Genomic DNA, 23,016 nt, shown 5'->3' with positions numbered 1-23,016 from the left:
CCATGAACTGGTTGATCGGCATGCTGCATCGAGCGAGGTGGATCGTCGCCGCAGGAGTGTCGATGGCCTTCCTCGCCGTCTTCTTCGCTTATCCGATCGGCACGATGTTCGTGCGCAGCTTCACGGATTTCATCGGGCACGGCGATTCCGGGCTCGCCAACTACCACTGGTTCTTCGCCAACGAAGAGCAGATGACGATCCTGCGGAGAACGTTCGTCACCTCCGCGATCGTGACCGTCCTGTGCCTGGCGATCGGCTACCCCTACGCCTACCTGATGACGCTCGTGACCACCCGCTGGCGCATGGTGCTGCTCGCCGCGGTGCTCATGCCGTTCTGGACCAGCCTGATCGTGCGCACCTATTCCTGGATCATTCTCCTTGGCAGCACCGGCCCGGTCGCCAAAGCGCTCGGGGCGCTCGGTTTCGGCGACGTCAAGCTGCTCGGCACGACGACCGCGGTGGCGATCGGCATGACCCAGATCATGCTCCCGTTCCTGGTGCTCCCCCTGTACTCGCAGCTGACCCAGATCGACAGGACGCTCCTGCGTGCCGCCCAGATCCACGGCGCCACCCCGCGGACCGCGTTCCGCACCGTGTACCTGCCGCTGTCGGTGCCGGGAATCACCGCCAGCTGCACCATCGTCTTCGTGCTGTCGCTCGGCTTCTACTTCACCCCCGCGCTGCTGGGCTCTCCGCAGAACAGCTTGCTGTCACAGCAGATCGTCAGCCAGGTGACCGCGCAGCTCGCCTTCGGGCGCGGCGGTGCGATGGCGTTGGCGCTGTTGGTTTTCACCCTCCTGGTGCTCACCGCCGGTTCGCTGCTCGGGAGGCCCCTGACCCGCGCACTGGCAACGGATAGCGAGGCCCGCCGATGAAGGAACCACGCCGCATCAGTCTCAAAGTCTTCTGCGTGCTCGTCGCGTTTCTCTTGGTCGCGCCGGTCCTGGTCGTCGTCCCGATGGCCTTCACCAGCGCGCGCACGTTCCAGTTCCCGCCGCCCGGCTTCTCGACGCAGTGGTTCCGCCAGCTCTTCTCGGACCCGGACTGGACCGAGTCGTTCGTCCTCTCGTTCCAGGTCGCGCTCGTCGTGGTCGTGCTGGCCACGACGCTCGGGACCCTCGGCGCGTTCGCGCTCGTCCGCGGCCGGGGCAGATGGCGCGGCCCCGTCTCGGCCTTCCTGATGGCCCCGATGATCGTGCCGGGTGTGGTCATCGCCATCGGCGTGTACTACGTCTTCCTGAAGTGGCATCTGGCCGGTTCGTTCGGCGGCTACGTCATCGCGCACACCGCGCTGGCGATCCCGATGGTCGTCATCCCGGTCCGCGCTTCGCTCCAGGGTTTCGACCGCCAGCTCGAACGGGCCGCCGCTTCGCTCGGCGCGGGCCCGGTCGTGACCTTCTTCCGCGTCACCCTGCCGCTTCTCGCCCCGGGGATCCTGACCGGAGCCCTGTTCGCCTTCCTCGTTTCCTGGGACGAAGCGATCGTTTCGCTCTTCCTGGCCAGCCCGTTCGCCAGGACCCTCCCGGTCCAGCTCTACCAGAGCGTGACCAGCTCCCTGACCCCCACGATCGCCGCCGCGTCGACGCTGATCATCGCGGTGAGCACGACGCTGCTGATCGTCGCGGGCATCATCGCGGCCAGAAAAGAGGGCAACAATGTCTGAACCCGTCCACGGCGCGGCCATCCGGCTCCGGAATCTGAGCAAGCACTACGGCGAGGCGAGGGCGCTGTCGGACGTCTCGCTGGACCTGCCCGCCGGCGAGTTCGTCACGCTCCTCGGGCCGAGCGGCTCCGGGAAGACCACCACCCTCAACATGATCGCCGGTTTCCTCCAGCCCGACACCGGCCATGTCCTGCTGGACGGCGAACCGATCGAGCGGGTGCCTCCGCACAAGCGCAACATCGGGATGGTCTTCCAGAACTACGCCCTCTTCCCGCACCTGACGGTCGCGAACAACGTCGCGTTCCCGCTGAAGCGCCGGCGGACCGGCAAGGCCGAGATCGCCGAGCGCGTGGCCCGCAGCCTCGGCCTGGTCGGCCTCGCGGACTTCGGGGCGAGGTACCCGCGCGAATTGTCCGGCGGCCAGCAGCAACGCGTCGCGCTGGCCAGGGCGCTGGTCTTCGAGCCCCGCGTACTCCTCATGGACGAGCCGCTCGGCGCCCTCGACCGGCGGCTCCGCGCCAGCCTGCAGCTCGAGTTCAAGCGGATCCATCGCGAACTCGGCATCACCTTCGTCTACGTGACCCACGACCAGGACGAGGCGCTGGTGATGTCGGACCGGATCGCCGTCTTCAACAACGGGCACGTCGAGCAGGTCGGCACGGCGACGGAGCTCTACGAACACCCGAAGAGCCTGTTCGTGGCGGAGTTCCTCGGCGACTCCAACGTGCTGCCCGGCGTCGTCGAGGACACCGCAGTGGGCCGCCTCCTGCGCGGCGCCGGATACGAATTGAAACTGCCGACAGCGGGCCCGGCACTGCAGGCAGGCACGTGCGGCGTCGTCACCGTGCGTCCCGAGCGCGTGCTCGTCCACTCCGCCGCGACCCGGGCGAGCATTTCCGGCAACGCGCTCCCCGGCCGGGTCGTCCAGCTGATCTACCTGGGCGGCCTCCGCCGCCTCGAACTCCGCCTCGACGCGGGATTCTCGATGATCGCGCAGGAACAGTCCGGCAACCAGTCCCCTGTCTCGGTGGGCGACGCGGTTCTGGCGACCTGGGACCCGGAGCACTCCGCCGTGCTCGCCACCGACGACGCTCCTGCCCGGGCCGGGGTCGCCATCGGCACGGCTTAGCGTCTTCTCCCCGCGACGGACTGCAGACCAGTCCGTCGCGGGGAGGCACGGGTGCTATTCCTCGCCCGAGATCACGGTGCGGCACGCCGCGTCACCGGCACCTCATAGGCCCGGCTCCGCGGCGCCTCCGGAGAAGCTTCGACACGGACAAGACAAGTCTGCGCCGAACTGGCCTGGGCAAGCCGCGAAGTCCCGATGTCCGGCGTCAAAACGTTCGGATTGCCTTGCAGGTCAAGCGATCCCGGTTCACCCGGACGAACGGGGTCGTACCAGCCCCCGGTCGCCATCACGACGACCCGGCGGAGGATCCCTTCGGTCGTCCGGACCGCGGCCAAGCAGGCGCCGCGAGCGTTGCTGACCCGGACCACGTCGCCATCGGTCACCCCCAGCCGGTTCGCGTCGTCGACGTGCAGCACGATCGCCTCGCGCCCGTCGATCTTCGTGGCCATGCTCGCCGGGGAGAAGTCGATCTGACTGTGCAGCCGTCCCCGCGGCTGGTGACTGAGCAGATGGAAGAGGTTCTCGTCCGCCGCCGCCTCGGTGCTGCCCAGCCATTCCGTCGGCGCCAGCCAAACGGCGTGCCCGGGACAGTCGTCGTAGCCGAACCCGGCGACGGTGCCGGAAAAGATCTCGATCCGGCCGGAGGGGGTCGCGAGGGGATTCGCCTCGGGGTTTTCGCGCAGCTTGGCGAAGATGTCGTCCCCTCCGCGCAGCGGAAGTTCGACGCCGTCCGGCAGCTTGACGAACTCGTCGTAGTCCGGAAGCTCCACCCCCCGAGCCGCGAGGCGTGCCGCGGTTTCGGCGAAGAGCCGGCGGACCCATCCGTCGGCGTCGAGGCCCTCGGTGAACTGCTCCGCGAAACCGCGGCGAGCGGCGATCTCGGCGAAGGCCCCGAAGTCGGTGGGGACCCCCTTGGGCGGATCCTGGACCCGGCGCATCGCGAGCAGGGTCGTGTCCCGGCTCCCGGCGGCGAGGTCGTCGCGTTCGAGCGGCGTCGCGACGGGGAGGACGATGTCCGCGTACCGGGCGACGGGCGTCCACCAGGAATCGTGGACCACGATCGTCTCGGGCCGGTTCCACGCCCGGAGCAGCTTGTTGAGGTCCTGCTGGTGGTGGAACGGATTCCCGCCTGCCCAGTACACGAGCCGGATGTCGGGATACGTGAGCACCTCGCCGTCGTAGTCCACGGTGTCGCCGGGACGCAAAAGCATGTCGGAGACGCGGGCGACCGGGATGAACGCGCGCACCGGGTTCCGGCCCTGCGGCAGGCTCACGACGCCCATCGAACCGCGGTGCAGGCCGATGCCGTGGGTCATGCTCAGCCCGGCGGCGAAGCCTCCCCCCGGCCGCCCCATCGAGCCGGACATCGCGGCAAGGGTCGCGCCCGCCCAGTACGGCTGCTCCCCGTACTGCGCACGCTGGAGCGACCAGGTCAGCGAGACGACCGTGCGCCGGTGCGCGACGGCCTCGGCGAGTTCCCGGACCGTGGCCGCCGGGACCCCCGAGATCTCCGCCGCCCATTCGGGGGTCTTCGGAACGCCGTCGCGCTCGCCGAGCAGGTACGAGCGGAACCGCTCGTATCCCACGCAGCAGCGCTCCAGGAATTCGCGGTCTTCGAGTCCCTCCGCCGCCAGGTAGCCGGCCATCGCGAGCATCAGCGCGGTGTCGGTCCCCGGGCGGATCGGAATCCATTCGGCCCGCAGTTCCGGTGCGAGGTCGTCGCGCAGCGGGCTCACCAGGACGAACCGCACACCGGCGTCGGCACAGGCTCGTTGCGCCTCCGCCGCCCGGTTGCGGCGCAGCCCGCCCTGGTTCACCCGGGTGTTCTTCAGCGGCGCGCCGCCGAAGCTCACGACCAGTTCGCCGTGCTCGGCGATCTCGGACCACTGCGGGCTCCAGTCGAACATCCCCATGCCCGGGCCGCCGAGGACGTGCGGCAGCACGACCTCCTGCGCGCCGACGCTGTAGCTGTTGCGGGAGGAGACATAGCCGCCGTCCAGGTTCAGGAACCGGTGGATCTGGCTCTGCGCGTGATGGAACCGGCCGGCGCTGCCCCAGCCGTACGAGCCGCCGAACACGGCCTCGTCGCCGTGCTCGGACCGCACCCTGGCGAGTTCCCTCGCGACGAGGTCGTACGCGTGGTCCCATCCGACCTCGACCATCGGTTCGCCGCCGCGCCGGTTCCCGCCCGCACGCGGACCGTTTTCGAGCCACCCCTCGCGGACGTGCGGGCGGACGATCCGGAGCGGATGGTCCAGCGTCTCGTGCAGCCCGTTCGCGAGCGCCTCGCCGAACGGGTTGTCCGGCGGCGCGGCGGTGGCCCGCGCGCGCCCGTCCCGCACGGTGAAGTCGTAGGTTCCCCAATGCGTGGTGGTGCGGCGGATCTCAGCGGACGCGGCCACCACCCGTTCGTCCGGGCGCGCGACGCCTGCGCTTTTCGGGTCTCCCACAACTCCTCCTCATCGAACCGCGCGATCGAGGCGGCACCCAGATTCCCGGTCCGGACGGCCGATTCTCCCTTCGCCCGGCCTTCTTCCGGCGCCCCGGGCCGGGCATTACCCGCCAGCCGGGGGAGCCGCTGCGACGCCCAGGTCCCGGCACTCCCCCGCGTGGACTAAGTGCGCGACGGCAACCCGGCGGCTCCGGCGATCAAGCGCATCATCTCCCCACCCTGAACCCGAACTGAGGTCACACATGAGCATCAAGGGCAAGGTTATCCTCGCGGCGCTGAGCACGGTAAGTCTCGTTCTCGCCGCCGCGTGCGGTTCATCGGCGGGCGCCGGAGGCCAGTCCGGCGGCGATCTTTCCGGCGAGAAGATCGTCTTCGTCAATTACGGCGGCGACACCTTGACGGCGGCCCAGAAAGCGTGGCTCGACCCCTTCGCGAAGAACACCGGCGCGCAGACCGCGACGGATTCGCCGTCCGACCCCGCCAAGATCAAGGCCATGGTCCAGGCGGGCAACCCGACGTGGGACGTCGTCTGGCTGGACACCGGCAGCGGCGCCCAAGGGTGCGGCACGCTGTACGAGAAGCGCTCCGACTTCGGCGTCAGCGTCAAGGACGTCGACCCCCGCTACGTTTCCGACCAATGCGGCGTGCCGGTCTCCGTCGAGAACGTCGCACTCGTGTACAACACCAAGAAATTCGGCGGGAACCCGCCCGCGAAGATCACCGATTTCCTGGACACCCAGAAGTATCCGGGCCAGCGCCTCATGTACAACTACGCTTCCGGCGGCCTCGAGTCGCTGCTCCTCGCCAGCGGAGTGGCACCGGACCAGCTGTACCCGCTCGACCTGCAACGGGCGGCGGCCACCGTCAAGACGCTCGGCAGGAACCTGACCCTCGACGCCACTCTCGCCCAGGAAACCCAGGAGCTCGAAGCGGGCGATTTCGCGATGTGCCTGTGCTACCTGGGCCGAGCGGCGATCGCGGCCCAGAACGGAGCGCCGGTCGGCGTCACCTGGAACCACAGTTTCGCCGCGTGGGCGGCCCTGTACGCGGTCAAGGGCTCGAGGTCTCCGAAGGCGCAAGCCGCGCTGCTGAACTACATCGCGACGCCGCCGGCACAGGCCGCCTTCACCGAGAACATCCCGTACGGCCCGACGACCCCGGCCTCGAAGCCCAACGTCCCGGCGACCTTCCACCAGTGGCTCCCACAGGAGAACGTGTCCAAAATGGACGGCGAGGCCCTGTCCGACAGCACCTGGTGGGCCCAGAACGCAGACAAGGCGTTCGCGGCCTGGACGGCGATGACCTCCGGCTGATCAGCGCTCCTTGTCCGGCTCCGCGGCGATTCCCGGCTGGAATCGCCGCGGGGCTTTTTCGCGCAGGAGGACGGGGCCGGACACGCGCCCACCGGCTCGTACCGCCGCCAGAGCTGAACTCCCCTCGGCGGGCAGGTTCCGGACCGCCATCACCGCGACCTCGACCGTCCGCGAAGCCCGCCCGGGGCGCCGAGAACCGGGCGCGCGACCCATGCCGCCCGTCGGGGTCACGCCCGCCACCCCTCGCCTCAGCAGCTGAAATCCGTGCTCTTGACACTTACTGACCGTCCATTTAAGGTCGCTAAATGAACGTTTAATAGGAGGTCGGGCATGACGATTACCGCGGACCGCTCCCCTGACGTTGCCGATGTGGTCAAGCCGGAGCCTGATCGCTGCGGACCCCAGACGGTCCTCATCGTGGACGACAACGAACTGGTCCAGGTCGGGCTGCGAGCGCTGCTCGCCGCACAGCCGTGGGTGGCGAGCTGCCTCGAGGCGGACTCGGTCCGGACCGCGAGGGACGTCGCCCGCCGACGCCAGCCGCAGCTCGTGCTCGTGAGCGCCGCCGTCAACGGGGAATCCGGGCTGGCGCTCTGCCGGGAACTGCACGCCGCGCTGCCGATGGCGAAGATCGTGATCATGTCCGGACAGGGCCGGGTCGCGCGCACCCGCGCCTGCGCCAACGGAGCCGTCGGATTCGTCTCGCTGGGCATGCCCGCGAAAGTGATCGTGGATGTCGTCCAGCGAGTCGCCGAGGGCGCGCGGATGTTTCCGCGGGAACAGATCGCCAAACCGAACGGGCTGCTTTCCAGCCGCGAATTGGACGTTCTGCACCACCTGGTCGCAGGGCTCAGCAATCCCGAGGTGGCCGCGGCGCTCAATCTTTCCCGGCACACCGTGAAACAGCACACCAGCATGGTGTATCGCAAGCTGGGCGTGCGCAATCGGGTCCAGGCGGCGTCCCGGGCCCGGGAACTCGGATTAGTGGCATGAGCCGCCCGAGCGAGACCAGCCGGTGACCATGGACACCGCCAAAACCGGACGGAGGCGATCGGCGGCCGTCGCCGCCGATGACCCGGCCGGAGCACGAGAACGGATTCTCGCCTCCGCCATCCGCTACTTCCAGAAATACGGGTACGCGGGCACCTCGGTTTCCCGGATCGCGTCCGCGGCCCGGATGACCCCGGCCAATATCTACTGGCATTTCCCGTCGAAAATAGATCTGCTCGCCCAGGCACTGCAGACGCTCTACCGAGAAGCGTACGACGCACTCGCACAGGCGGTTCGCGAAGGCACCGCCGAAGAGCGCCTGGCGAACTACGCACGGACCTACGTGCTCATCCAACTCGCGGAATTGGACTGCAATTTCGGCTATGCGACCCTGGCGTCCTCGTTGACCCCGGAGATGCGCAAGGAACTGCGTGCGTCCAGCCGGCCCTACCTCGACCTCCTGCGCGACATCCTCGACCAGGGATGCAGCGAGCGCGTCTTCACCACGCATGAAGTCACTGTGACGGCAATGGCGATCTCGACAATGTGCGAGTACGTCTTCACCTGGTACCGCACCGAGGGACATTTGTCCGTGGCCGAGATCGGTGAATGCTACGCACGCCTGGCCCTGCGCATGGCGCGCGGCTGAACCGCGGTCAGCCGCGGCGGTCCTCCAGTACATGAAAAAGCGCGCCACCCAACGACTTCGGATGCACGAAGACCTCCGCATAACCACCGTGGTCGTCATCGCGACCGACCGGCGGAAGCCCCACCGCGTCGATGTGCTGAGCCGCAGCACCGAGGTCGAAAGTCTCGAACGACACATGATGCAGGCCGCCGCCCCGCCGCTCCAGATAGCGCACCAGGCTGGTCGGCCGGTTCCCGCGCGGGGCCGCGACTTCGATCGGCGGATTGCCCGCTGACGCGATGAATGCCCACCTCATGTCGAGCGGTTCGTCCTCCCCGCTCTCGGTCACCGCCCCGCCGAGCAGGGCGCACAGATTGGCGATCGTGTCGGCATAGCGGCTCGGCTCCACGACAATGCCGATGTGGTGGAGACGGCCGAACGGGCACGTGTCCTGGTCGGCGGGGTTCATGGAACGACCTCCTCGTCGTCATTGCGGATCACAGCAGGGGACGGGACCCGGCACGAGACGCACCAGCCGCGCGCTGGCCGTCTCGTGCCGGGTCCCTCGGTCTCTCCGTTCCGAGATCAGGCCAATTGCCCTTGCCGGGCACGGTGTTTCAGCAGAATCTCGTCGGCGGCGCGCTCGCCGGAGCGCGCCGCGCCTTCCATCGCGGTCGCCCATCGGGAGCCGATCGCCTCGCCCGCGAAGTGCAGCCCTCCGACGGGAGCCGCGATGACCTGTCGTCTCGTGGCTCCCCCGCTCTGCGAGCTGACCACGCCGCCGAAGAACTCTTCCCGCGTCCAGTTCTGGACGACGCCGCCGATCCGCACGGGCTCGAATCCGGTCATCGCCCGGATCTGGTCGTCCAGCACCGCCAGCGCCCGGTCCTGGTCGTCCAGCAGCCCGTCGCCGGTGTCGGGCATCGTGCCCAGCACCGTGACCGTGTCTTCCGCGGTGCGCCGGAGCCAGAACATCGCCGCGCCGCTGTCGGTCAGCACCGACGGCCCCGCCGCGTCCCAGATGCGCCGGCCGTCGCGGTACTGGCCGACGATCTTCCCGCCTTGGGTCATCGGCGACCGCAGGAGCGCCGCGGTCTTCCAGTCCGGCAGGACCGGGTCGAAGCCGATCCTCCTGATCGCGTGCACCGACGCGGTGATGACGACCTCGTCCGCGACGAACTCGTCGTGCTCGGTCGCGACCCGGTAGGAGCTGCCGCTCCGCGAGATCAGCCGCACCGGCTGCTCGTAGCGGATGTCGAGGCCCTTCGACGCCTGCCGCGCGATCACGTCCGTGCTGCCGTCGAGGAGCCAGCAAAGCCGGCCGATGTCGCCGGGATGGACGTGCCAGGACGACGTCACGGCCGGGCGCTGGACCGGGTTGAACCCCGTCTGCATGGTGTAGCGGGCGAAAGCGGCCGGGGACAGCCCGGCCCGGCGCCCCCACGCCGCTACCGTCTCGGCCGTGCCGGGCGGCGTTGCCTCGAGCGCCTCGCCGACCTCCTTGGCCAGCCGTTCGCGCTCCTCCTCGCTCACCCGCTGACCGTCTTCCACCAGATTGCCGAGCAAGATGGAAGCGCCGCTGTAGCGCTCGCCGGGTCCCTTCGGATACAGCGCGAGCTCGGCCGAGAGCTTGATGCCGTGCTCGAGGCAGAAGCGCAGCAGGAAATCCTGCCCTCGGTCCAAAAAGGACGCTCCGAGGTCGGCTACCGCGCCGAAGCGGAGCGCCTCCCGGTCGCCCCGGGTCCGCCCGCCCAGGTGCGGGGTGGCCTCGAGCACCACCACGTCCTCCCCGGCAGCGGTGAGCCGCCGGCCCGCGAAAAGCCCAGCCAAACCTGCTCCGACGACTACCGTGGTCATGAGTGCGAGAGCCTTTCCGTCACGTAGCTGGTATGGAAGATTTCCGCGGTGCGCAGGATTTCCCCGGCGGCCCGGAGCCCGGACCTGGCCGCGCCTTCGAGCGTTCCGCACATCGGCGCGTCCGTGTAGTCGCCCGCGAAGTGGACCGGGGGCTCTTCGCCGCCGAGAATCCCGGCGACCGCGGCGCGAGCGCTTTCCGGCGGTGCCACCGTCACTCCTAAGTGGAGCGGATCGGCCCACCAGTTCTTGACATCGCCTCGCAGGCGCGTGACCGGCTGTCCGACCACAAGTTCCACCAGTTCGTCGAGCCTGGAATACGCCGCGGGCGGATCGGCCAGGAGACCGCGTTCCGCGCCGGCGATGAAGGCGGTGACGATCGCCGGCGTCCCCGGTTCGCCCGGCACGCTCACCCAAGCCGTATTGATCGCCCCGTCGGTGCAGACCAACGCCTTGAACGCCTCGCGCACCGCATCGCCTTGCGCATACTGGGCGATCACCTTGCCTGCCATCGCCGGCAGCAACGACGTGGCGGTCATGACCCGGTCGTCCGACAACGGAGGGTCGAAACCGATCGTCGAGACGGCATACGGCCCCACCGCGCAGAGAACGGAACTCGCGGTGAATTCTTTGCCGGAAGCCGTGGTCACGGTCGCATTGCGAGTGCGCCGCACCCGGACGACGGGGTCGCCGAGCCGGACGTCCAGCCCCTCCGCGAGCACCCGCAGCAACGACTCCGTCCCGCCGCGGCACCGCTGGAAGGTCCCTCGCTGAGCGGAAAAGAGGAAATGCACGTCGCAGTCCCACGGATCAAGCTGTGCGAACAGCCGCGCCAGCGATCGCGTGACCGCGGCCGCGCGCCCGGAAAGCCGGGACCGCCGGATCCACTGCTCGACGATTTCGCCGGAAGCGGGCGGATGCGCGATCGCGGCGGCCCGAAGCTCCGCGCCGATCTCGTCGCGCGCGTCCTGGCTCAGGACCCGGTCGCCGACGACGAACCGGTTCACCCGGAGATAAGCCTCCATGAGCGACTCGTCGCCGTCCTGCGGGGCTCCGTACCGTTGCGGCGCAAGGAGTTCCACTCCGACCTCGGCGCACAGTGCACGCACCGCGTGGTAGCTGTCGTCGATGAGTTCCCCGCCCAAGTCGGCATACTGTCCTCCGCCCCACTCCACGGCCGACTGGATGGCGCGACCGCCGATCCGGTCGGAAGCTTCGAGTACGACGACCTCACGCCCTTCGCGACGCAGCTTCCACGCCGCGGTCAAGCCGGCCAGTCCCGCACCGATGACAACTGCTGGCGCATCCTCCAAGAACCGCACTGTGTGCTTACCTCCACCGTCGTGCTCGCGTCGGCCCGATCCACGTGTCCTCATTTGACCGTGCCGTCCGCTCATCCGCGGCCGGCGGACGCGGCATGATGCCCGGGTGGGGGATCCGTGTTCGGCGACTCGCGCGAGCATTGGCCGCGACCGGCTGTGCTCGACAGGTGAAGGTTCGTACTCTCCGCCGCTTGAGCGGTCAATACGACCGCGGCAAGCCGAGTGTGTGGCTCGCGACGTAGTTCAGAATCATCTCCCGGCTGACCGGTGCGATCTTGAGCAGGCGCGCCATTCCCCACAGGTGCGCGAGACCGTATTCGGTCGCCATGCCGTTGCCGCCGTGGGTTTGGATGGCAGCGTCGAGGGCTTTCAGTGCGGCATCGGCGGCGCTGTATTTCGCCATGTTCGCTGCCTCGCCCGCCGGGCGGCCCGCGTCGTGCAGCCACGCGGCTTTCGCGGTCATCAAGCGTGCGAGTTCGACGTCTACCGCCGCCTCCGCGAGCGGATGGGCCACTCCCTGGTGCGCGCCGATCGGCGTGCCCCAGACCGAGCGCTCGTTCGCGTAGCGCGCGGCTTTCGCCAGTGCGTACCGCGCGATGCCGGTTTCGATCGCGGCACCGCCGATGCGTTCCGGGTTGAGGCCGCGGAAAACGATGCGCAGTCCGTCGCCGACCTCGCCGATCCGGCGGTCGTCGTCTACCCGGACGTCGTCGAAACTGAGCGTGTACTGCTTCTCCGGCGCGCGCATTTCGACCGGGATCCGGCTGCGGTGCAGACCGTCGGCGTCCGTGGGCACGACGAACAGCGTCATTTCGCCCTGTCCGGAGTCGCTGGCACCGGTGCGAGCGACGACGAGCAGGTTCGCGGCCTCGTCCACTCCGGAGATGTAGTACTTCGTGCCCGACAGCACCCACCCGTCGCCGTCGCGGCGCGCGGTGGTGCGCAACTGGTGGCTGTTCGATCCGGCGTCCGGTTCGGTGATCGCGAAGACCATTTTCTCCGCACCGGAAGCCATCGCGGGCAGCCATCGGCGCTGTTGCGCGGGCGTGCCGAATTCCTTCAGCACCTCGCCGGAAATCGCGGCGGACACGAGCAAAAGCAGCAACGGCATCCCGGCCGCGGCGGTCTCCTCGACCACGATCGCGAGTTCGGTGATGCCCGCGCCTCCCCCGCCGTGCTCCTCGGGCAGGTTCACGCCGACGAAGCCCGCTTCGCCGAGGGCGTGCCACAGCTCGTCGGTGCGCCCGTCCTCGTCCAGCACGCGCCGGAAATACCCGTCGCCGAACCCCGCGCAGATCTTGCCGACCGCGGCCCGCAGGTCGGCGTGCTCGGGCGATTCGTCGAAATCCATCAGTGCCGTCCCGAGGCTTCCGTGGCCGGCGCATATTGCCGGCGCAACTTGTACTTCATGACTTTCCCGCCGACCGTTTCCGGCAGCGCGTCCACGAACCGCACCGTTTTCGGGGTTTCGAAGCCGGCCAGGCGTTCCCGCGCGAAAGCGATCAGCTCCTCCTCGGTGACCGCCGCGTCCTCGGCCAGCACGACGAACGCCGCCACTCGCTCGCCCCAGCGTTCGTCCGGAACCCCGATCACCGCCGCCTTCGCGACGGCGGGATGCAGGTGCAGTGCCGACTCCACACGAATCGTCGAGACGTTCTCGCCGCCGGATTTCACGATGTCCTTGTACCGGTCGACCATCACGCGCTGGCCGCTTTCGCCGTACGAGCAACTGTCGCCGGAGTGAAACCAGCCGTCGCGGAACGCTTCGCGCGTAGCCGCTTCGTCGAGGTAGTAGCCCGCGGTGGTGACAGGCGAACGGTAGACGGCTTCGCCGGGCACGCCTTCCTGTCCCTCCAGGGAAACGCCCTCCGGATCCACAATCTGCGACGCCAGCAGCGGACTGGGCGCTCCGACGTAGTTGTCCTGCGGCGCGGTCCGCGCGTACAGGTCCGGGTGCTGGTCGGGCCAGAACCGGTGGCAGGCAATGGATTCCGTTTGCCCGAATATTTCCGTGACTGTCAACTGTGGACAGTGCTCGCGAAGACCCGCGAGCACCGCGGGCGGGAGCGCGGCCCAGCCGTAGACGGCGATCCGCAGGGACGACACGTCGCGCGGGTGCGCGTCGAGTTCCTGCCGCAGCGCACCGAGCATCGCCGGCGAACCGCCCCACAGCGCGGTGCTCCGCTCGCGCTCGATGCAGTCGGCGGTCGCGACCGGGTCCGGCCGCCGTCCGATGACGGCCGAGCCGCCTGCCGCGAACGCCGCGAGGAGAAATATCTGATGGCCGACGTGATACATCATCGGCAGGAAGCTGGCGACCTTCACCGCGCCCTCGAACGGGACCCCGCGGGTGAGAGTGAGCGCGAAGCCGTGCGCGGCGAGCGTGGACGCCGCGTGCGAGCACATCACGCCCTTCGGCATCGCCGTCGTGCCGGAGGTGAAAAGGATTTCGTAGATGTCGTCGCCGTGGATCGTGGTGTCCGGCGCGGTTTCGGAGACGCCGGAGACGAAGTGCGAGAACGACTCGCTGCCTTCCGGGGCGGGTCGGCCGATTTCCATCGCCACGTCCGGAGAAACCCCGGCGCCGCGCCACTGCTCCGGCGCGGCGGTCCAGATGTCGGCGTCCACCACGCACATTCGCGGCTGGACCCGGTCGATCAGGTAGCGCACCACGTCCGGCGCCATGGCCGGGTTGATCGGTGCCGCGACCATGCCCGCTTTCGCGACGCCCAGTTTGAAGGCGTAGCCCTCGACGGAGTTTTCGCACACCATCGCCACCCGGTCGCCCCGGTGCAGACCCCGGGCGAGCAGGGCGTTCGCGACTTGGCTGGTGAGCGCGTCGAGCTCGGCGAAGGTCAGCCGGGCGAAGCGGGGATTGCCGAACGCGCCGGGCCAGCCCGCGATCGCGGTCGCGTCCGGGACGCTCCAGGTGAGGCGTTCGACCAGATCGGACACGCAGATGCGGTTCCAGCGGTCGTCCGCGCGGCGGTTGTAGAGGCTGGTGACATCGAAGGCCATGAAGCTCCCCCTTTGGAACTCCGCGGTGAGCACGCCGCGTGCTCGGATGCCCCTCACCTTAGAGAATCATCATTCACTAAGCAAGGGGCTCGGCGGCGGGGGGTCACTGGTCCGCGGCGATCTCCAGCACGAGCTCGGCGGCGCGGGCGAGGCAGTCGAGCAGCCGGTCGGCTTCGAGGCCGACGTTGTGGAACAGATTCGACTGGACGGCGCCGACCGCGGCGTGGACGAGCGTGCGCGCCACCGCGTCGTCGAGGTCCGGATGCGCCTCGCGGGTCAGGTGCACCCACTCCTCCAGGTACAGCCGCTGCTTGCGGCGCAGCCGGACCTGGTCCTCGGCGGGCAGGCTGCCGATCTCGTTGTGGTAGACCCGGGCCAGCGCGCGCTGGCGCACCACGAACTCGGCCTGCCCGCGCACAAGCCGCCGCAACGTCTCGCGCGGCCCGGCGTGCTCGGCGAGCGCGACGTCCTGGTCGGCGATGAGCCGGTCGATGATGTCGTCGAAGAGCGCGACGAGGATCGCCGCCTTGCTGTCGAAGTGCCGGTAGATCCCGGAGCCGACAATGCCCGCGTCGCGGCCGATTTCGGCCATCGACACCGCGTGGTAGCCGTTGCGGCTGATCAGATCGCCCGCCGCGACGAGAATTTTCGCTCTCCGGTCGGGATCCCGCGTCCGGGTGGCCGAACGTGCCACACCCACCACCTCCAGCCTGTCGCTTCCGCCACGATATCGGCCTCGCGGCGAGCACGCCGAGGCGGACCCCTCTGGGTGAACGGCGAGTCACTCAGGGTTGGCGGGAATGCGACGGGAGGACGGGCGCATGCGGGAGACCGGCGCGGCGCTGGAAGCCGTTCAAGAAACCGGCACGCAGGCGTGGAGCGGGTACTTAGGCGGCGGTGGCATCGGGACCGCGAACCGCCCCGGCCGCGCCCTCCCCTGGGCGGAGTGGCGAAGTCCCGGCCCCAGCTCAGCCGCGGAACTGCCCCGCCCGCCGCCCAACCCCAGGCGGGCCGGCGAACGCCTGGGCCACCCGCATCCACTCCCCGGCCGTATCACCGCGCGTGCGCAGCGCCGTGTCCGCCACATGCCGCCGCTGGGTCACTACCAGGCAGAAGTCCTCGGCCGGTCCGGTCACCGCGTTCGGGGAAGCCGGGTCGCCCCAGGTCCAGTGGCTGCCGTCCGGGGCGGTCAGGGCCACGTGCGTCTCGGCGTCGGGCACTGGCCGACCCCGCACCCGGTAGCTGTTCGGGAAGGCCAGCACTCCGATCCGCGCCACGTGTCGCAGCCGCGCGGTCGCCTCGCGGCGCACGCCGAAAGTGTCCGCGACGTCCTGCCCGTGCGCCCAGGTCTCCATGATCCGCGCCGTCAGCTTCGACGCCAGGCTCATCGACGGCCCGAACCACGGCACCCGGACCGCGGGATCCGCCGCCTCGGCCGCCGCGCGCAAACGGCGGTGTTCGTCGTTCCACCAGGCCAGCATCTGCGCACCGGGGCGATCCGCGTGCGCCGCTCCAATCCCGTCTACATAGGACTGCAGATCTTTTAGGGAATCCCGCAGCGCGACGAATTTCTCGGGCTCCCCGACGCACAGCGCGGTGACTCCGTCGAAATGCGCCAGGTGCGCGATCTGGTCGCGAACAGTCCAGCCAGGCGCGGGCGTCGGCGCGGACCAGTCGCGGTCCGGGCGTCCGGCCAGCAACGCGGCGAGCGCGTCGTGCTCCGCCGCCAAGTCCGTCAGCAATCCGTCGATCATCGCGCCCGCCACCGCGGCGCCCGCTTCTCGGCGAACGCGCGCGGACCCTCCTGCGCGTCCTCGCTCAGATAAACCGGTTCCCAGATCCGCTCAGCCACCTCGAAGGCATCCGACCGGCCATGCTCGGCGACCGCGTACACCATTTCCTTCGCCGCCCGGACCGAAAGCGGTGCGTTGGCGGCGATGCGTGCGACCAGCTCCCGTGTCGCGTCAAGCAGTTCCGCGCCCGGCACCACGCGGTTCACCAGTCCGATCTCGTAAGCGCGCCGGGCGCTGACCGGTTCGCCGGTCACCAGGATCTCCATCGCGACGCGCGGCGGGACCAGCCACGGCAGCGGCGCGGCCCACGGCGAGCCACGGCCCACTTTCGCCTCCGACACCGCGAACTTCGCCTCTTCCGCCGCGATGACCAAGTCCGCGGACTGCGCGAGCAGGAAGCCGCCGCCGTACGCCCCGCCGTTCACCGCGGCGACGACCGGCTTGGCGAGCTTCAGCGTGCGGCCGGGTTGCGGCACGAAGTCCGGCGGCGGCACAGTGAGCTTCGTACTCGCCATCTCCTTCAGATCGCCGCCCGCACAGAACGCCCGGTCCCCGGCCCCGGTCAGCACGATCACCGAGACCGCTGGATCAGCGTCCGCCTCCTCGAAGCGCGCTTTCAGGCCGCGCCGAACCGCCGCGTTGAGCGCGTTGCGCGCCTCGGGCCGGTTGATGGTGATCCACGCGGCGCCGTCTTCCACCGCGTAGCGGACCTGGTCAGCCATCCTCGCCTCCGGTTTCCTCGAGCACGATCAGCACCGTCCCGGTGTCCACAGTGGACCCTTCAGCGACCGGGACACTGCCCACGACGGCGTCGGCGGGCGCGGTGACGGCGTGCTCCATCTTCATCGCCTCCAGCACGATCAGCTGCTGCCCGGCCCGCACCGGCTCGCCGGGCGCGACCGCCACCCGGGTCACCGTGCCCGGCATCGGCGCGACCAGCGAACCCTCCAGCAGGTGGTCGGCAGCGTCCGGGAACCGGGGCAGCACCGCCAGTTCGACCGTCCCGCCCGGCCAGCCCGCGTAGACGGTCGCGCCGGCCCGGTCGAGCGAGAACGCCCGGCGGACGCCGTCCACGACGAGATCCGCGCGCCGCGGTGTGCAGGCGTGCACGACGACATCGTGCGGCTCGCCGTCCACTTCGAACCGGACGTCGCGGCCGAGCCGGTAGCCGACAGCCAGTTCGCGGTCCAGATGCCGGTACGACCGCGTCTGCAGCTGCGCGGGCGAGGACCGGAAACCCGACGTCACGTGCGGCAGGACCCGCGCCGACACCCGCTCGTGCGCTTGCTCGGCCAGCGCGGTCGCGAGCGCCGCGGCGCGCACCACCTCGGCGTCGTCGACCTCGATCAGCGTCGAGGGCCGGCGCCGGTCGAGGAAATGCGTGTCGATCCGCGCGGCGGCGAACTCCGGGTGTTCGAGGATGCCGACCAGCAGCGCCCGGTTGGTGGTGACGCCGTGCACCCGGGCTCGCCGGAGCGCCCGGACGAGCCGCGCGGTCGCTTCTTCCCGCGTCCGCCCGTAGCCGACGACCTTCGCCAGCATCGGGTCGTAGTTGGTGGACACCACCGAACCCGACTCGACGCCGCCGTCGACCCGCAGTCCCTCCGTTTCCGGGATCTCGAAGCGCTCCAGCAGACCTGCCGCGGGCAGGAAATCGCGCGCCGGGTCCTCGGCGTAGAGCCGGGCTTCGATCGCGTGCCCTCGGATCCGCGGCTCGTGCGCCTCCGGCGGCAGCGGCGCCCCGGCGGCGACCTCCAGCTGGAGCCGCACCAGGTCGAGGCCGGTGACCAGCTCGGTGACCGGGTGCTCCACCTGCAGCCGCGTGTTGACCTCCAGGAAGAAGAACCCGCCGTCCGGCGCGACGATGAACTCCACCGTGCCCGCCCCGACGTAGCCGAGCGCGCGCCCGGCGTCCACCGCGGCCGCGCCCATCCGGGCCCGCAGCTGCTCGTCCACCACCGGCGACGGGGCTTCCTCGACGATCTTCTGGTGCCGCCGCTGGATCGAGCACTCCCGCTCGTTCAGGTGCACCACGGTGCCGTGCCGGTCGCCGAAGATCTGGATCTCGATGTGCCGCGGATTGTCCACGTAGTGCTCGAGGAACACCGTGTCGTCGCCGAACGCCGCTCCGGCCTCGCGGCGGGCCGACGCGATCGCCTCGAGCAGCTCGCCCGGTTCGCGCACCTCCCGCATCCCGCGCCCGCCGCCGCCGAACGACGCCTTGACCAGCACCGGCCAGCCGATGTCGGCGGCGATGCCGAGCACCTTGTCGTCGGCGACGCCGGTCAGGTCGCGCCCGGGCAGCACCGGCACCCCGGCGCGTTCCATCATCTCCCGCGCGGTCAGCTTGCTGCCCATCGCGGCGATCGCTTCGGCGGGAGGGCCGACGAACGTGACGCCCGCGGCCTCGCACGCCCGCGCGAATCCCGCGTTCTCCGAAAGGAAACCGTAGCCGGGATGGATCGCGTCCGCACCGACGCGTTCCGCCGCGGCCAGCACCCGGTCGGCACGCAGGTACGACTCGGCCGGCGTCGCCCCGCCGAGCGGGACCGCTTCGTCAGCCTCGTGCACGAACGGCGCGTCGGCGTCCGGATCGGCATAGACCGCGACCGTGGCGATACCGAGTTCGCGGCACGTCCGGAAGACCCGGCGGGCGATCTCGCCGCGGTTGGCGACCAGCACCTTGGTGATCATGTGTCCCTCGCCTACATCCGGAAGACCCCGAACCCGCGGGTCCCCTCGATCTCGTTGTTGTGGCACATCGACAGGGCGATGCCGAGCGTGTCCCGCGTGTCGCGGGGGTCGATCACGCCGTCGTCGTAGCACTGGCCGCTCATGTACAGCGCGAGCGATTCGGCCTCGATGCGTTCCGCCAGTTCGGCGCGGCGGCGCGCGTCGGCCTCCTCGTCGAACGGCCGCCCGGCCGCCGCGGCGGCTTGCCGCGCGACGATCGACATCACCCCGGCCAGCTGTTCCGGGCCCATGATCGCGGTCTTCGAGTTCGGCCAGGTGAACAGCAGCCGCGGATCGTAGGAGCGGCCGGACATGCCGTAGTTGCCCGCGCCGTAGGAGGCGGCCAGGTTGACCGTCAGGTGCGGCACCCGGCTGTTGGTGACGGCGTTGATCATCTTCGAGCCGTCCTTGATCATGCCGTTCTGCTCGTACTGCGTGCCGACCATGAACCCGGTGGTGTTCTGCAGGAAGACCAGCGGGGTGTCGGTCTGGTTGCACAGCAGGATGAACTCGCTGCCCTTCTTGGCCTCCTCGTTGAAGAGCACGCCGCGCGCGTTCGCGAGGACGCCGACCGGGAAGCCGTGGATCGAGGCCCAGCCGGTGACCAGAGCCGTGCCGTAGAGCGGTTTGTACTCCTCGAACCGGGAACCGTCCACGATCCGCGCGACCACCTCGCGCGGGTCGAACGGGACCTTCAGGTCGACCGACGCGATCGACAGCAGGTCTTCGGCCGGGTACAGCGGTTCGTCGGCCGGTTCGGTCGGGCCGGGGCCGAGCTTGCGCCAGTTCAGGTGCTCCACGATCTCCCGGCCGAGCGACAGGCATTCGTGCTCGTCCCGGGCGAGGTAGTCGGCCAGCCCGGACGTGCGGGCGTGCATGTCCGCGCCGCCGAGGCTTTCGTCGTCGGCGTCCTCGCCGGTGGCCATCTTCACCAGCGGCGGGCCGCCGAGGAACACCTTCGCCTGGTTTTGCACCATCACCGCGTAATCGCACATGCCCGGCACGTACGCGCCGCCCGCGGTCGAGTTGCCGAAGACCAGCGCGATGGTCGGGACCCCGGCCGCCGACAGCGCGGTCAGCTCGTGGAACAGCCGCCCGGCCGGGACGAACAGCTCGGCCTGGCGTTCCAGGTCGCCGCCGCCGGACTCGACCAGGTTGATCACCGGGAGCCGGTTCTCGCGGGCGATCTGCATGGCCCGCAGCACTTTCTTCCAGGTGTAGGGGTTCGACGCGCCGCCGCGCACGGTCGGATCGTGCCCGACGATCATGCATTCGACCCCGCTGACCACGCCGATGCCGGTGACGACGCTCGCGCCGACCGGGTACTCGGTGCCCCAGGCCGCGACGCCGCCCAGCTCCAGGAACGGCGCGTCCCGGTCGAGCAGCAGCTCGATCCGTTCCCGCACCAGGAGCCGGCCGCGTTTCCGGTGCCGTGCCACGTATTTCTCGCCGCCGCCGTCGACCGCGCGGCCGAGCTGGCGGCGCAGTTCGGCCAGCCGCTCGAGGTTGCCCTCGCGGTTGGCGGCCGCGGTCGCCGAGGAGAAGTCGAACGTACTCGTGAGTGTCTTCATCCGGCCTGGATTCCTTTCCCGCACCGGGTCCGCGCCGCCGCTCCGGCGAGCAGCGCGGCGGTTTCGGCGATGTCGCCGGCACTGCAGCCGCGCGACAGGTCCGCCCAGGGCCGGCGCAGGCCGAGGACGAACGACCCGAGCGCCCGGGCGCCGCCGACCCGTTCGGCGACCTTGTACGCGATGTTGCCCGCCTCCAGCGACGGGAAGACCAGCACGTTGGCCCCGCCCGCCAGCACCGAGCCGGGCGCCTTGCGCGCCGCGACGCCCGCGTCCACCGCGACGTCGAACTGGATTTCCCCGTCGGCGGCCAGGTCCGGGCGCGCCGCGCGCAGCAGCCGGGTCGCCTCCCGGACCTTGTCCGCGCGCGGGTGGACCGCGCTGCCGCCGGTGGAGAACGACAGCAGCGCCACCCGCGGCTCGGTCCCGAACAGCGCCCGGTGGTGATCGGCCGCCGCGGCGGCGATCCGCGCCAGCTGCTCCGCGTCCGGGTCGGGCACGACCACGCAATCGGCGTAGGTCGCCCATGTGCCGTGGTGGCGGATCGCGAAGCAGCCGCATACGAGGTCCGCCGTCCGCAGCTGCCGGATGCCCGCCCGCAGCACCGCCGCGCTGGTGGTGAGACTGCCGCTGATGCCCGCCGCGAGCCCGGCCGGTTCCAGCACCCGGGCCAGGTAGTCCACTGTGGACTCACCAGGCGGCGGGGTCAGCTCCTCAGTCCCCGAGGGCGCGGTGCCGGGCGCGGCGCCGATCAGCACCGGCGTGATGCCGCCCTGCTCCGCCAGCCGGGCCGCCGCTTCGATCACCCGCTCGTCGCTCGCGTCGGCGAGTCCGATTCGGACAGTCATCGCGCGAGGTCCGCAGGAGCGTCGAATTCCATTTGCAGCAGGCCGAGCGAAAGGGTTTTGCCTTGCGCGTCCGTGCGCAGCGAAGCCGCTCCGCCGCCGTCGAGCGCGTCGTGGAGGATGAAGTTCAGCGCCCGCAGGTTCGGCAGTTCGTAGCGCACGACCTCGCCGCGGCACAGCGCGTGGAAATGCGCGGCGACGCGTTCGGCGGTCAGGTTCTCCCGGAGGAACTCATACGCCGCGTCGGTTTCGGTCCAGACGCCGATGTTCGCGTCCGCGCCTTTGTCTCCGGAGCGCGCCGAAGCGAACTCGCGCAACTGCGTCGTCCTGGTCATGCCGCCACCTCGCTGACTCGCACCGCCGGGCGCACTGCGGATTTCTCGAGCAACGCGGGCCAGAACCCGACGATCGCGCTGGCCTTGGGCCGCCCGCCGGCGAAACCGGTCAGCCCGGGCGGGCCGGACGTGAGCAAGGAAGCCAGTTCCGCGCCGAGCCGGTCGACGGCCGCCTTGTCCTGCGACCGGACCGACACCCGCAGCACGACTTCCGACGGCGGTGCGGCTGGCTCCGGCAGCATTCCCTCGTACAGCACGTTGGTGCCGACGACCTCCACCCGGCAGTCTCCCTCGGGAAACCGCACGCCGTCCTCGGCGAGCCTCGCCAGCAGAAGATCAGCGGTGCAGCGCGCTTTCGCCGCCGCGTCCGGGCCGCCGACGGTCAGCTGCGCGGTGGTGCGCCAGCCGTCGAGCGTGCTGACGGAAACCTTATAGGTGTCCGTGGGCGCGCTGCCGCGCACGCCATGCACACGGACGCGGTCCGGGCCGTCCTGGGTCAGCTGGATCGAGGTGAAGTCCGCGACGACGTCCGGCGTGAGGTACCGGGCGGGGTCGCCGAGTTCGTACAGCAGCTGTGCGGTGACGGTGCCGACGTCCACCAGTCCCCCGGTGCCCGGTTTCTTGGTCAGGACGAATTCGCCGGATTCGCCGACCTCCGCGATCGGGTAGCCGATGCCGGCCAGGTCGGGCACGGATTCCCAGCGGTCGTAGTTGCCGCCGGTGCTCTGCGTGCCGCACTCGAGCAGGTGCCCGGCGACGGTGCCGGCCGCGAGCCGGTCGTAGTCGCCCGCGGTCCAGCCGAACTCGTGGATGAGCGGGGCGAGCACGAGCGACGGGTCGGTCACACGGCCGGTGACGACGATGTCCGCGCCGTCGGCCAGCGCCTCGGCGATCGGGAACGCGCCCAGGTAGACGTTCGCGCTCTGCACGCGCGCCAGCTCGCCGGCCAGCGGAGTGCCGGTCGTGAGGTTCGCCAGTGCGTGCCCGTCCTCGATCAGCGCGGGCAGCCTGGCGAGGATGTCGTCGCCGCCGACCGTGGCGACCCGGACCGGGACGCCGAGCCGCCGCGCGACCACCTCGACCGCGGCCGCGCACGCCGCCGGGTTCACCCCGCCCGCGTTCGCGACGATCTTGATGCCGTGCTCCGCGCAGTCCGGAAGGATCCGCTCGAGCTGCGCGACGAAGTCCGTCGCGTACCCGGCCTCCGGGTTCCGCGCCCGCAGCTTCTGCATGATGCTCATCGTGACCTCGGCCAGGAAGTCCATCGTCAGATAGCCGATGCCGCCGCCGCGCACCAGCTGCAGCGGCCCGCGCACCGAATCGCCCCAGAAGCCCTGGCCGTTGCCGATCGAGACGGTTCTGCCGGTCATGAC

At 70.1% G+C, this 23,016-nt stretch carries 21 protein-coding genes; 6 read left to right on the top strand and 15 right to left on the bottom strand.

What is annotated here, in order from left to right:
• Positions 1-2 precede the first annotated feature (2 nt).
• Genes F9C12_RS01215 through F9C12_RS01205 form a run of 3 tightly spaced genes read left to right on the top strand, consistent with a single transcriptional unit; the run spans position 3 to position 2,792 of the window.
• Entirely contained in the window at positions 3-875 is an 873-nt protein-coding gene (locus F9C12_RS01215; RefSeq protein ID WP_051729714.1) for an ABC transporter permease, read from the top strand.
• Entirely contained in the window at positions 872-1,663 is a 792-nt protein-coding gene (locus tag F9C12_RS01210; protein WP_409464407.1) for an ABC transporter permease, read from the top strand. The genes F9C12_RS01215 and F9C12_RS01210 overlap by 4 nt, the downstream gene beginning before the upstream one ends.
• Positions 1,656-2,792: an ABC transporter ATP-binding protein gene (locus F9C12_RS01205; protein WP_409464406.1), complete on the top strand. Its 1,137-nt coding sequence runs from the start codon at positions 1,656-1,658 to the stop codon at positions 2,790-2,792. Before F9C12_RS01210 ends, F9C12_RS01205 begins: the two co-directional genes overlap by 8 nt.
• Before the next feature lie 71 nt (positions 2,793-2,863).
• Here the strand turns inward: F9C12_RS01205 and F9C12_RS01200 are convergent, their stop codons facing one another.
• Positions 2,864-5,242, bottom strand: coding sequence for a molybdopterin-dependent oxidoreductase (locus F9C12_RS01200; RefSeq protein WP_409464405.1), 2,379 nt, complete (start codon positions 5,240-5,242; stop codon positions 2,864-2,866).
• A 244-nt stretch (positions 5,243-5,486) separates the two neighbouring features.
• Between F9C12_RS01200 and F9C12_RS01195 the strand changes: the two genes are divergently transcribed.
• A complete protein-coding gene (locus F9C12_RS01195; protein ID WP_409464404.1) occupies positions 5,487-6,557 on the top strand; it encodes an extracellular solute-binding protein in 1,071 nt (356 codons plus the stop codon).
• Here the strand turns inward: F9C12_RS01195 and F9C12_RS01190 are convergent, their stop codons facing one another.
• Positions 6,558-6,788, bottom strand: a complete 231-nt coding sequence (locus F9C12_RS01190; RefSeq protein ID WP_409464403.1) for a hypothetical protein — start codon at positions 6,786-6,788, stop codon at positions 6,558-6,560.
• A 99-nt stretch (positions 6,789-6,887) separates the two neighbouring features.
• Here F9C12_RS01190 and F9C12_RS01185 point away from each other — a divergent pair, with 99 nt between their 5' ends.
• Positions 6,888-7,550 (top strand): response regulator transcription factor, encoded by a 663-nt coding sequence (locus F9C12_RS01185; RefSeq protein ID WP_409464402.1) that lies wholly within the window; start codon positions 6,888-6,890, stop codon positions 7,548-7,550.
• Between the two features lie 28 nt (positions 7,551-7,578).
• On the top strand, positions 7,579-8,196 hold the full coding sequence (locus tag F9C12_RS01180) for a TetR family transcriptional regulator (protein WP_409467165.1): 618 nt from the start codon (positions 7,579-7,581) through the stop codon (positions 8,194-8,196).
• A gap of 7 nt (positions 8,197-8,203) precedes the next feature.
• Here F9C12_RS01180 and F9C12_RS01175 read toward each other — a convergent pair whose 3' ends face one another.
• From F9C12_RS01175 to F9C12_RS01115, 13 genes are all read right to left on the bottom strand, one after another.
• Positions 8,204-8,644, bottom strand: a complete 441-nt coding sequence (locus F9C12_RS01175; RefSeq protein WP_409464401.1) for a VOC family protein — start codon at positions 8,642-8,644, stop codon at positions 8,204-8,206.
• A gap of 116 nt (positions 8,645-8,760) precedes the next feature.
• Complete coding sequence (locus tag F9C12_RS01170; RefSeq protein WP_409464400.1) at positions 8,761-10,032, bottom strand: flavin monoamine oxidase family protein; 1,272 nt, start codon at positions 10,030-10,032, stop codon at positions 8,761-8,763.
• Positions 10,029-11,351 (bottom strand): flavin monoamine oxidase family protein, encoded by a 1,323-nt coding sequence (locus F9C12_RS01165; RefSeq protein WP_409464399.1) that lies wholly within the window; start codon positions 11,349-11,351, stop codon positions 10,029-10,031. Before F9C12_RS01165 ends, F9C12_RS01170 begins: the two co-directional genes overlap by 4 nt.
• A gap of 199 nt (positions 11,352-11,550) precedes the next feature.
• Positions 11,551-12,702 carry an acyl-CoA dehydrogenase family protein gene (locus F9C12_RS01160; RefSeq protein ID WP_409464398.1) on the bottom strand — a complete coding sequence of 384 codons (1,152 nt, stop codon included), beginning with the start codon at positions 12,700-12,702 and terminating at the stop codon, positions 11,551-11,553.
• Positions 12,702-14,369 carry an AMP-binding protein gene (locus tag F9C12_RS01155; RefSeq protein ID WP_409464397.1) on the bottom strand — a complete coding sequence of 556 codons (1,668 nt, stop codon included), beginning with the start codon at positions 14,367-14,369 and terminating at the stop codon, positions 12,702-12,704. The genes F9C12_RS01160 and F9C12_RS01155 overlap by 1 nt, the downstream gene beginning before the upstream one ends.
• Positions 14,370-14,472: 103 nt before the next feature.
• A complete protein-coding gene (locus F9C12_RS01150; RefSeq protein ID WP_409464396.1) occupies positions 14,473-15,063 on the bottom strand; it encodes a TetR/AcrR family transcriptional regulator in 591 nt (196 codons plus the stop codon).
• Between the two features lie 274 nt (positions 15,064-15,337).
• Complete coding sequence (locus F9C12_RS01145) at positions 15,338-16,123, bottom strand: TIGR03084 family metal-binding protein (protein ID WP_409464395.1); 786 nt, start codon at positions 16,121-16,123, stop codon at positions 15,338-15,340.
• Positions 16,120-16,884 carry an enoyl-CoA hydratase/isomerase family protein gene (locus tag F9C12_RS01140; protein ID WP_409464394.1) on the bottom strand — a complete coding sequence of 255 codons (765 nt, stop codon included), beginning with the start codon at positions 16,882-16,884 and terminating at the stop codon, positions 16,120-16,122. The genes F9C12_RS01145 and F9C12_RS01140 overlap by 4 nt, the downstream gene beginning before the upstream one ends.
• Positions 16,877-18,856: a biotin carboxylase N-terminal domain-containing protein gene (locus F9C12_RS01135; RefSeq protein ID WP_409464393.1), complete on the bottom strand. Its 1,980-nt coding sequence runs from the start codon at positions 18,854-18,856 to the stop codon at positions 16,877-16,879. The genes F9C12_RS01140 and F9C12_RS01135 overlap by 8 nt, the downstream gene beginning before the upstream one ends.
• Positions 18,857-18,867: 11 nt before the next feature.
• On the bottom strand, positions 18,868-20,466 hold the full coding sequence (locus F9C12_RS01130; RefSeq protein WP_409464392.1) for an acyl-CoA carboxylase subunit beta: 1,599 nt from the start codon (positions 20,464-20,466) through the stop codon (positions 18,868-18,870).
• The gene (locus F9C12_RS01125; protein ID WP_409464391.1) at positions 20,463-21,311 is read right to left on the bottom strand and encodes a phosphate acyltransferase; all 849 of its coding nucleotides are present in this window, start codon (positions 21,309-21,311) and stop codon (positions 20,463-20,465) included. Before F9C12_RS01125 ends, F9C12_RS01130 begins: the two co-directional genes overlap by 4 nt.
• A complete protein-coding gene (locus F9C12_RS01120; RefSeq protein WP_409464390.1) occupies positions 21,308-21,643 on the bottom strand; it encodes a hypothetical protein in 336 nt (111 codons plus the stop codon). Before F9C12_RS01120 ends, F9C12_RS01125 begins: the two co-directional genes overlap by 4 nt.
• Positions 21,640-23,013 carry an acyclic terpene utilization AtuA family protein gene (locus F9C12_RS01115; protein ID WP_409464389.1) on the bottom strand — a complete coding sequence of 458 codons (1,374 nt, stop codon included), beginning with the start codon at positions 23,011-23,013 and terminating at the stop codon, positions 21,640-21,642. Before F9C12_RS01115 ends, F9C12_RS01120 begins: the two co-directional genes overlap by 4 nt.
• Between the last annotated feature and the right edge of the window lie 3 nt (positions 23,014-23,016).

Origin of the sequence: Amycolatopsis sp. GA6-003 (assembly GCF_046267895.1) — a bacterium.
Taxonomy (GTDB): Bacteria; Actinomycetota; Actinomycetes; order Mycobacteriales; family Pseudonocardiaceae; genus Amycolatopsis.
The sequence above is the reverse complement of the archived record's forward strand: the minus strand, read 5'-3'. Positions and strand labels throughout refer to the sequence as shown.

What these genes read in the sequence shown, in the direction of transcription:
- F9C12_RS01180 (WP_409467165.1), top strand. Translation starts at nt 7,579, where the DNA reads ATGGACACCGCCAAAACCGGACGGAGGCGATCGGCGGCCGTCGCCGCC.
- F9C12_RS01215 (WP_051729714.1), top strand. Translation starts at nt 3, where the DNA reads ATGAACTGGTTGATCGGCATGCTGCATCGAGCGAGGTGGATCGTCGCC.
- F9C12_RS01210 (WP_409464407.1), top strand. Translation starts at nt 872, where the DNA reads ATGAAGGAACCACGCCGCATCAGTCTCAAAGTCTTCTGCGTGCTCGTC.
- F9C12_RS01140 (WP_409464394.1), bottom strand. Translation starts at nt 16,884, where the DNA reads ATGGCTGACCAGGTCCGCTACGCGGTGGAAGACGGCGCCGCGTGGATC.
- F9C12_RS01160 (WP_409464398.1), bottom strand. Translation starts at nt 12,702, where the DNA reads ATGGATTTCGACGAATCGCCCGAGCACGCCGACCTGCGGGCCGCGGTC.
- F9C12_RS01125 (WP_409464391.1), bottom strand. Translation starts at nt 21,311, where the DNA reads ATGACTGTCCGAATCGGACTCGCCGACGCGAGCGACGAGCGGGTGATC.
- F9C12_RS01170 (WP_409464400.1), bottom strand. Translation starts at nt 10,032, where the DNA reads ATGACCACGGTAGTCGTCGGAGCAGGTTTGGCTGGGCTTTTCGCGGGC.
- F9C12_RS01185 (WP_409464402.1), top strand. Translation starts at nt 6,888, where the DNA reads ATGACGATTACCGCGGACCGCTCCCCTGACGTTGCCGATGTGGTCAAG.
- F9C12_RS01135 (WP_409464393.1), bottom strand. Translation starts at nt 18,856, where the DNA reads ATGATCACCAAGGTGCTGGTCGCCAACCGCGGCGAGATCGCCCGCCGG.
- F9C12_RS01115 (WP_409464389.1), bottom strand. Translation starts at nt 23,013, where the DNA reads ATGACCGGCAGAACCGTCTCGATCGGCAACGGCCAGGGCTTCTGGGGC.
- F9C12_RS01120 (WP_409464390.1), bottom strand. Translation starts at nt 21,643, where the DNA reads ATGACCAGGACGACGCAGTTGCGCGAGTTCGCTTCGGCGCGCTCCGGA.
- F9C12_RS01195 (WP_409464404.1), top strand. Translation starts at nt 5,487, where the DNA reads ATGAGCATCAAGGGCAAGGTTATCCTCGCGGCGCTGAGCACGGTAAGT.
- F9C12_RS01205 (WP_409464406.1), top strand. Translation starts at nt 1,656, where the DNA reads ATGTCTGAACCCGTCCACGGCGCGGCCATCCGGCTCCGGAATCTGAGC.
- F9C12_RS01130 (WP_409464392.1), bottom strand. Translation starts at nt 20,466, where the DNA reads ATGAAGACACTCACGAGTACGTTCGACTTCTCCTCGGCGACCGCGGCC.
- F9C12_RS01175 (WP_409464401.1), bottom strand. Translation starts at nt 8,644, where the DNA reads ATGAACCCCGCCGACCAGGACACGTGCCCGTTCGGCCGTCTCCACCAC.
- F9C12_RS01155 (WP_409464397.1), bottom strand. Translation starts at nt 14,369, where the DNA reads ATGGCCTTCGATGTCACCAGCCTCTACAACCGCCGCGCGGACGACCGC.
- F9C12_RS01145 (WP_409464395.1), bottom strand. Translation starts at nt 16,123, where the DNA reads ATGATCGACGGATTGCTGACGGACTTGGCGGCGGAGCACGACGCGCTC.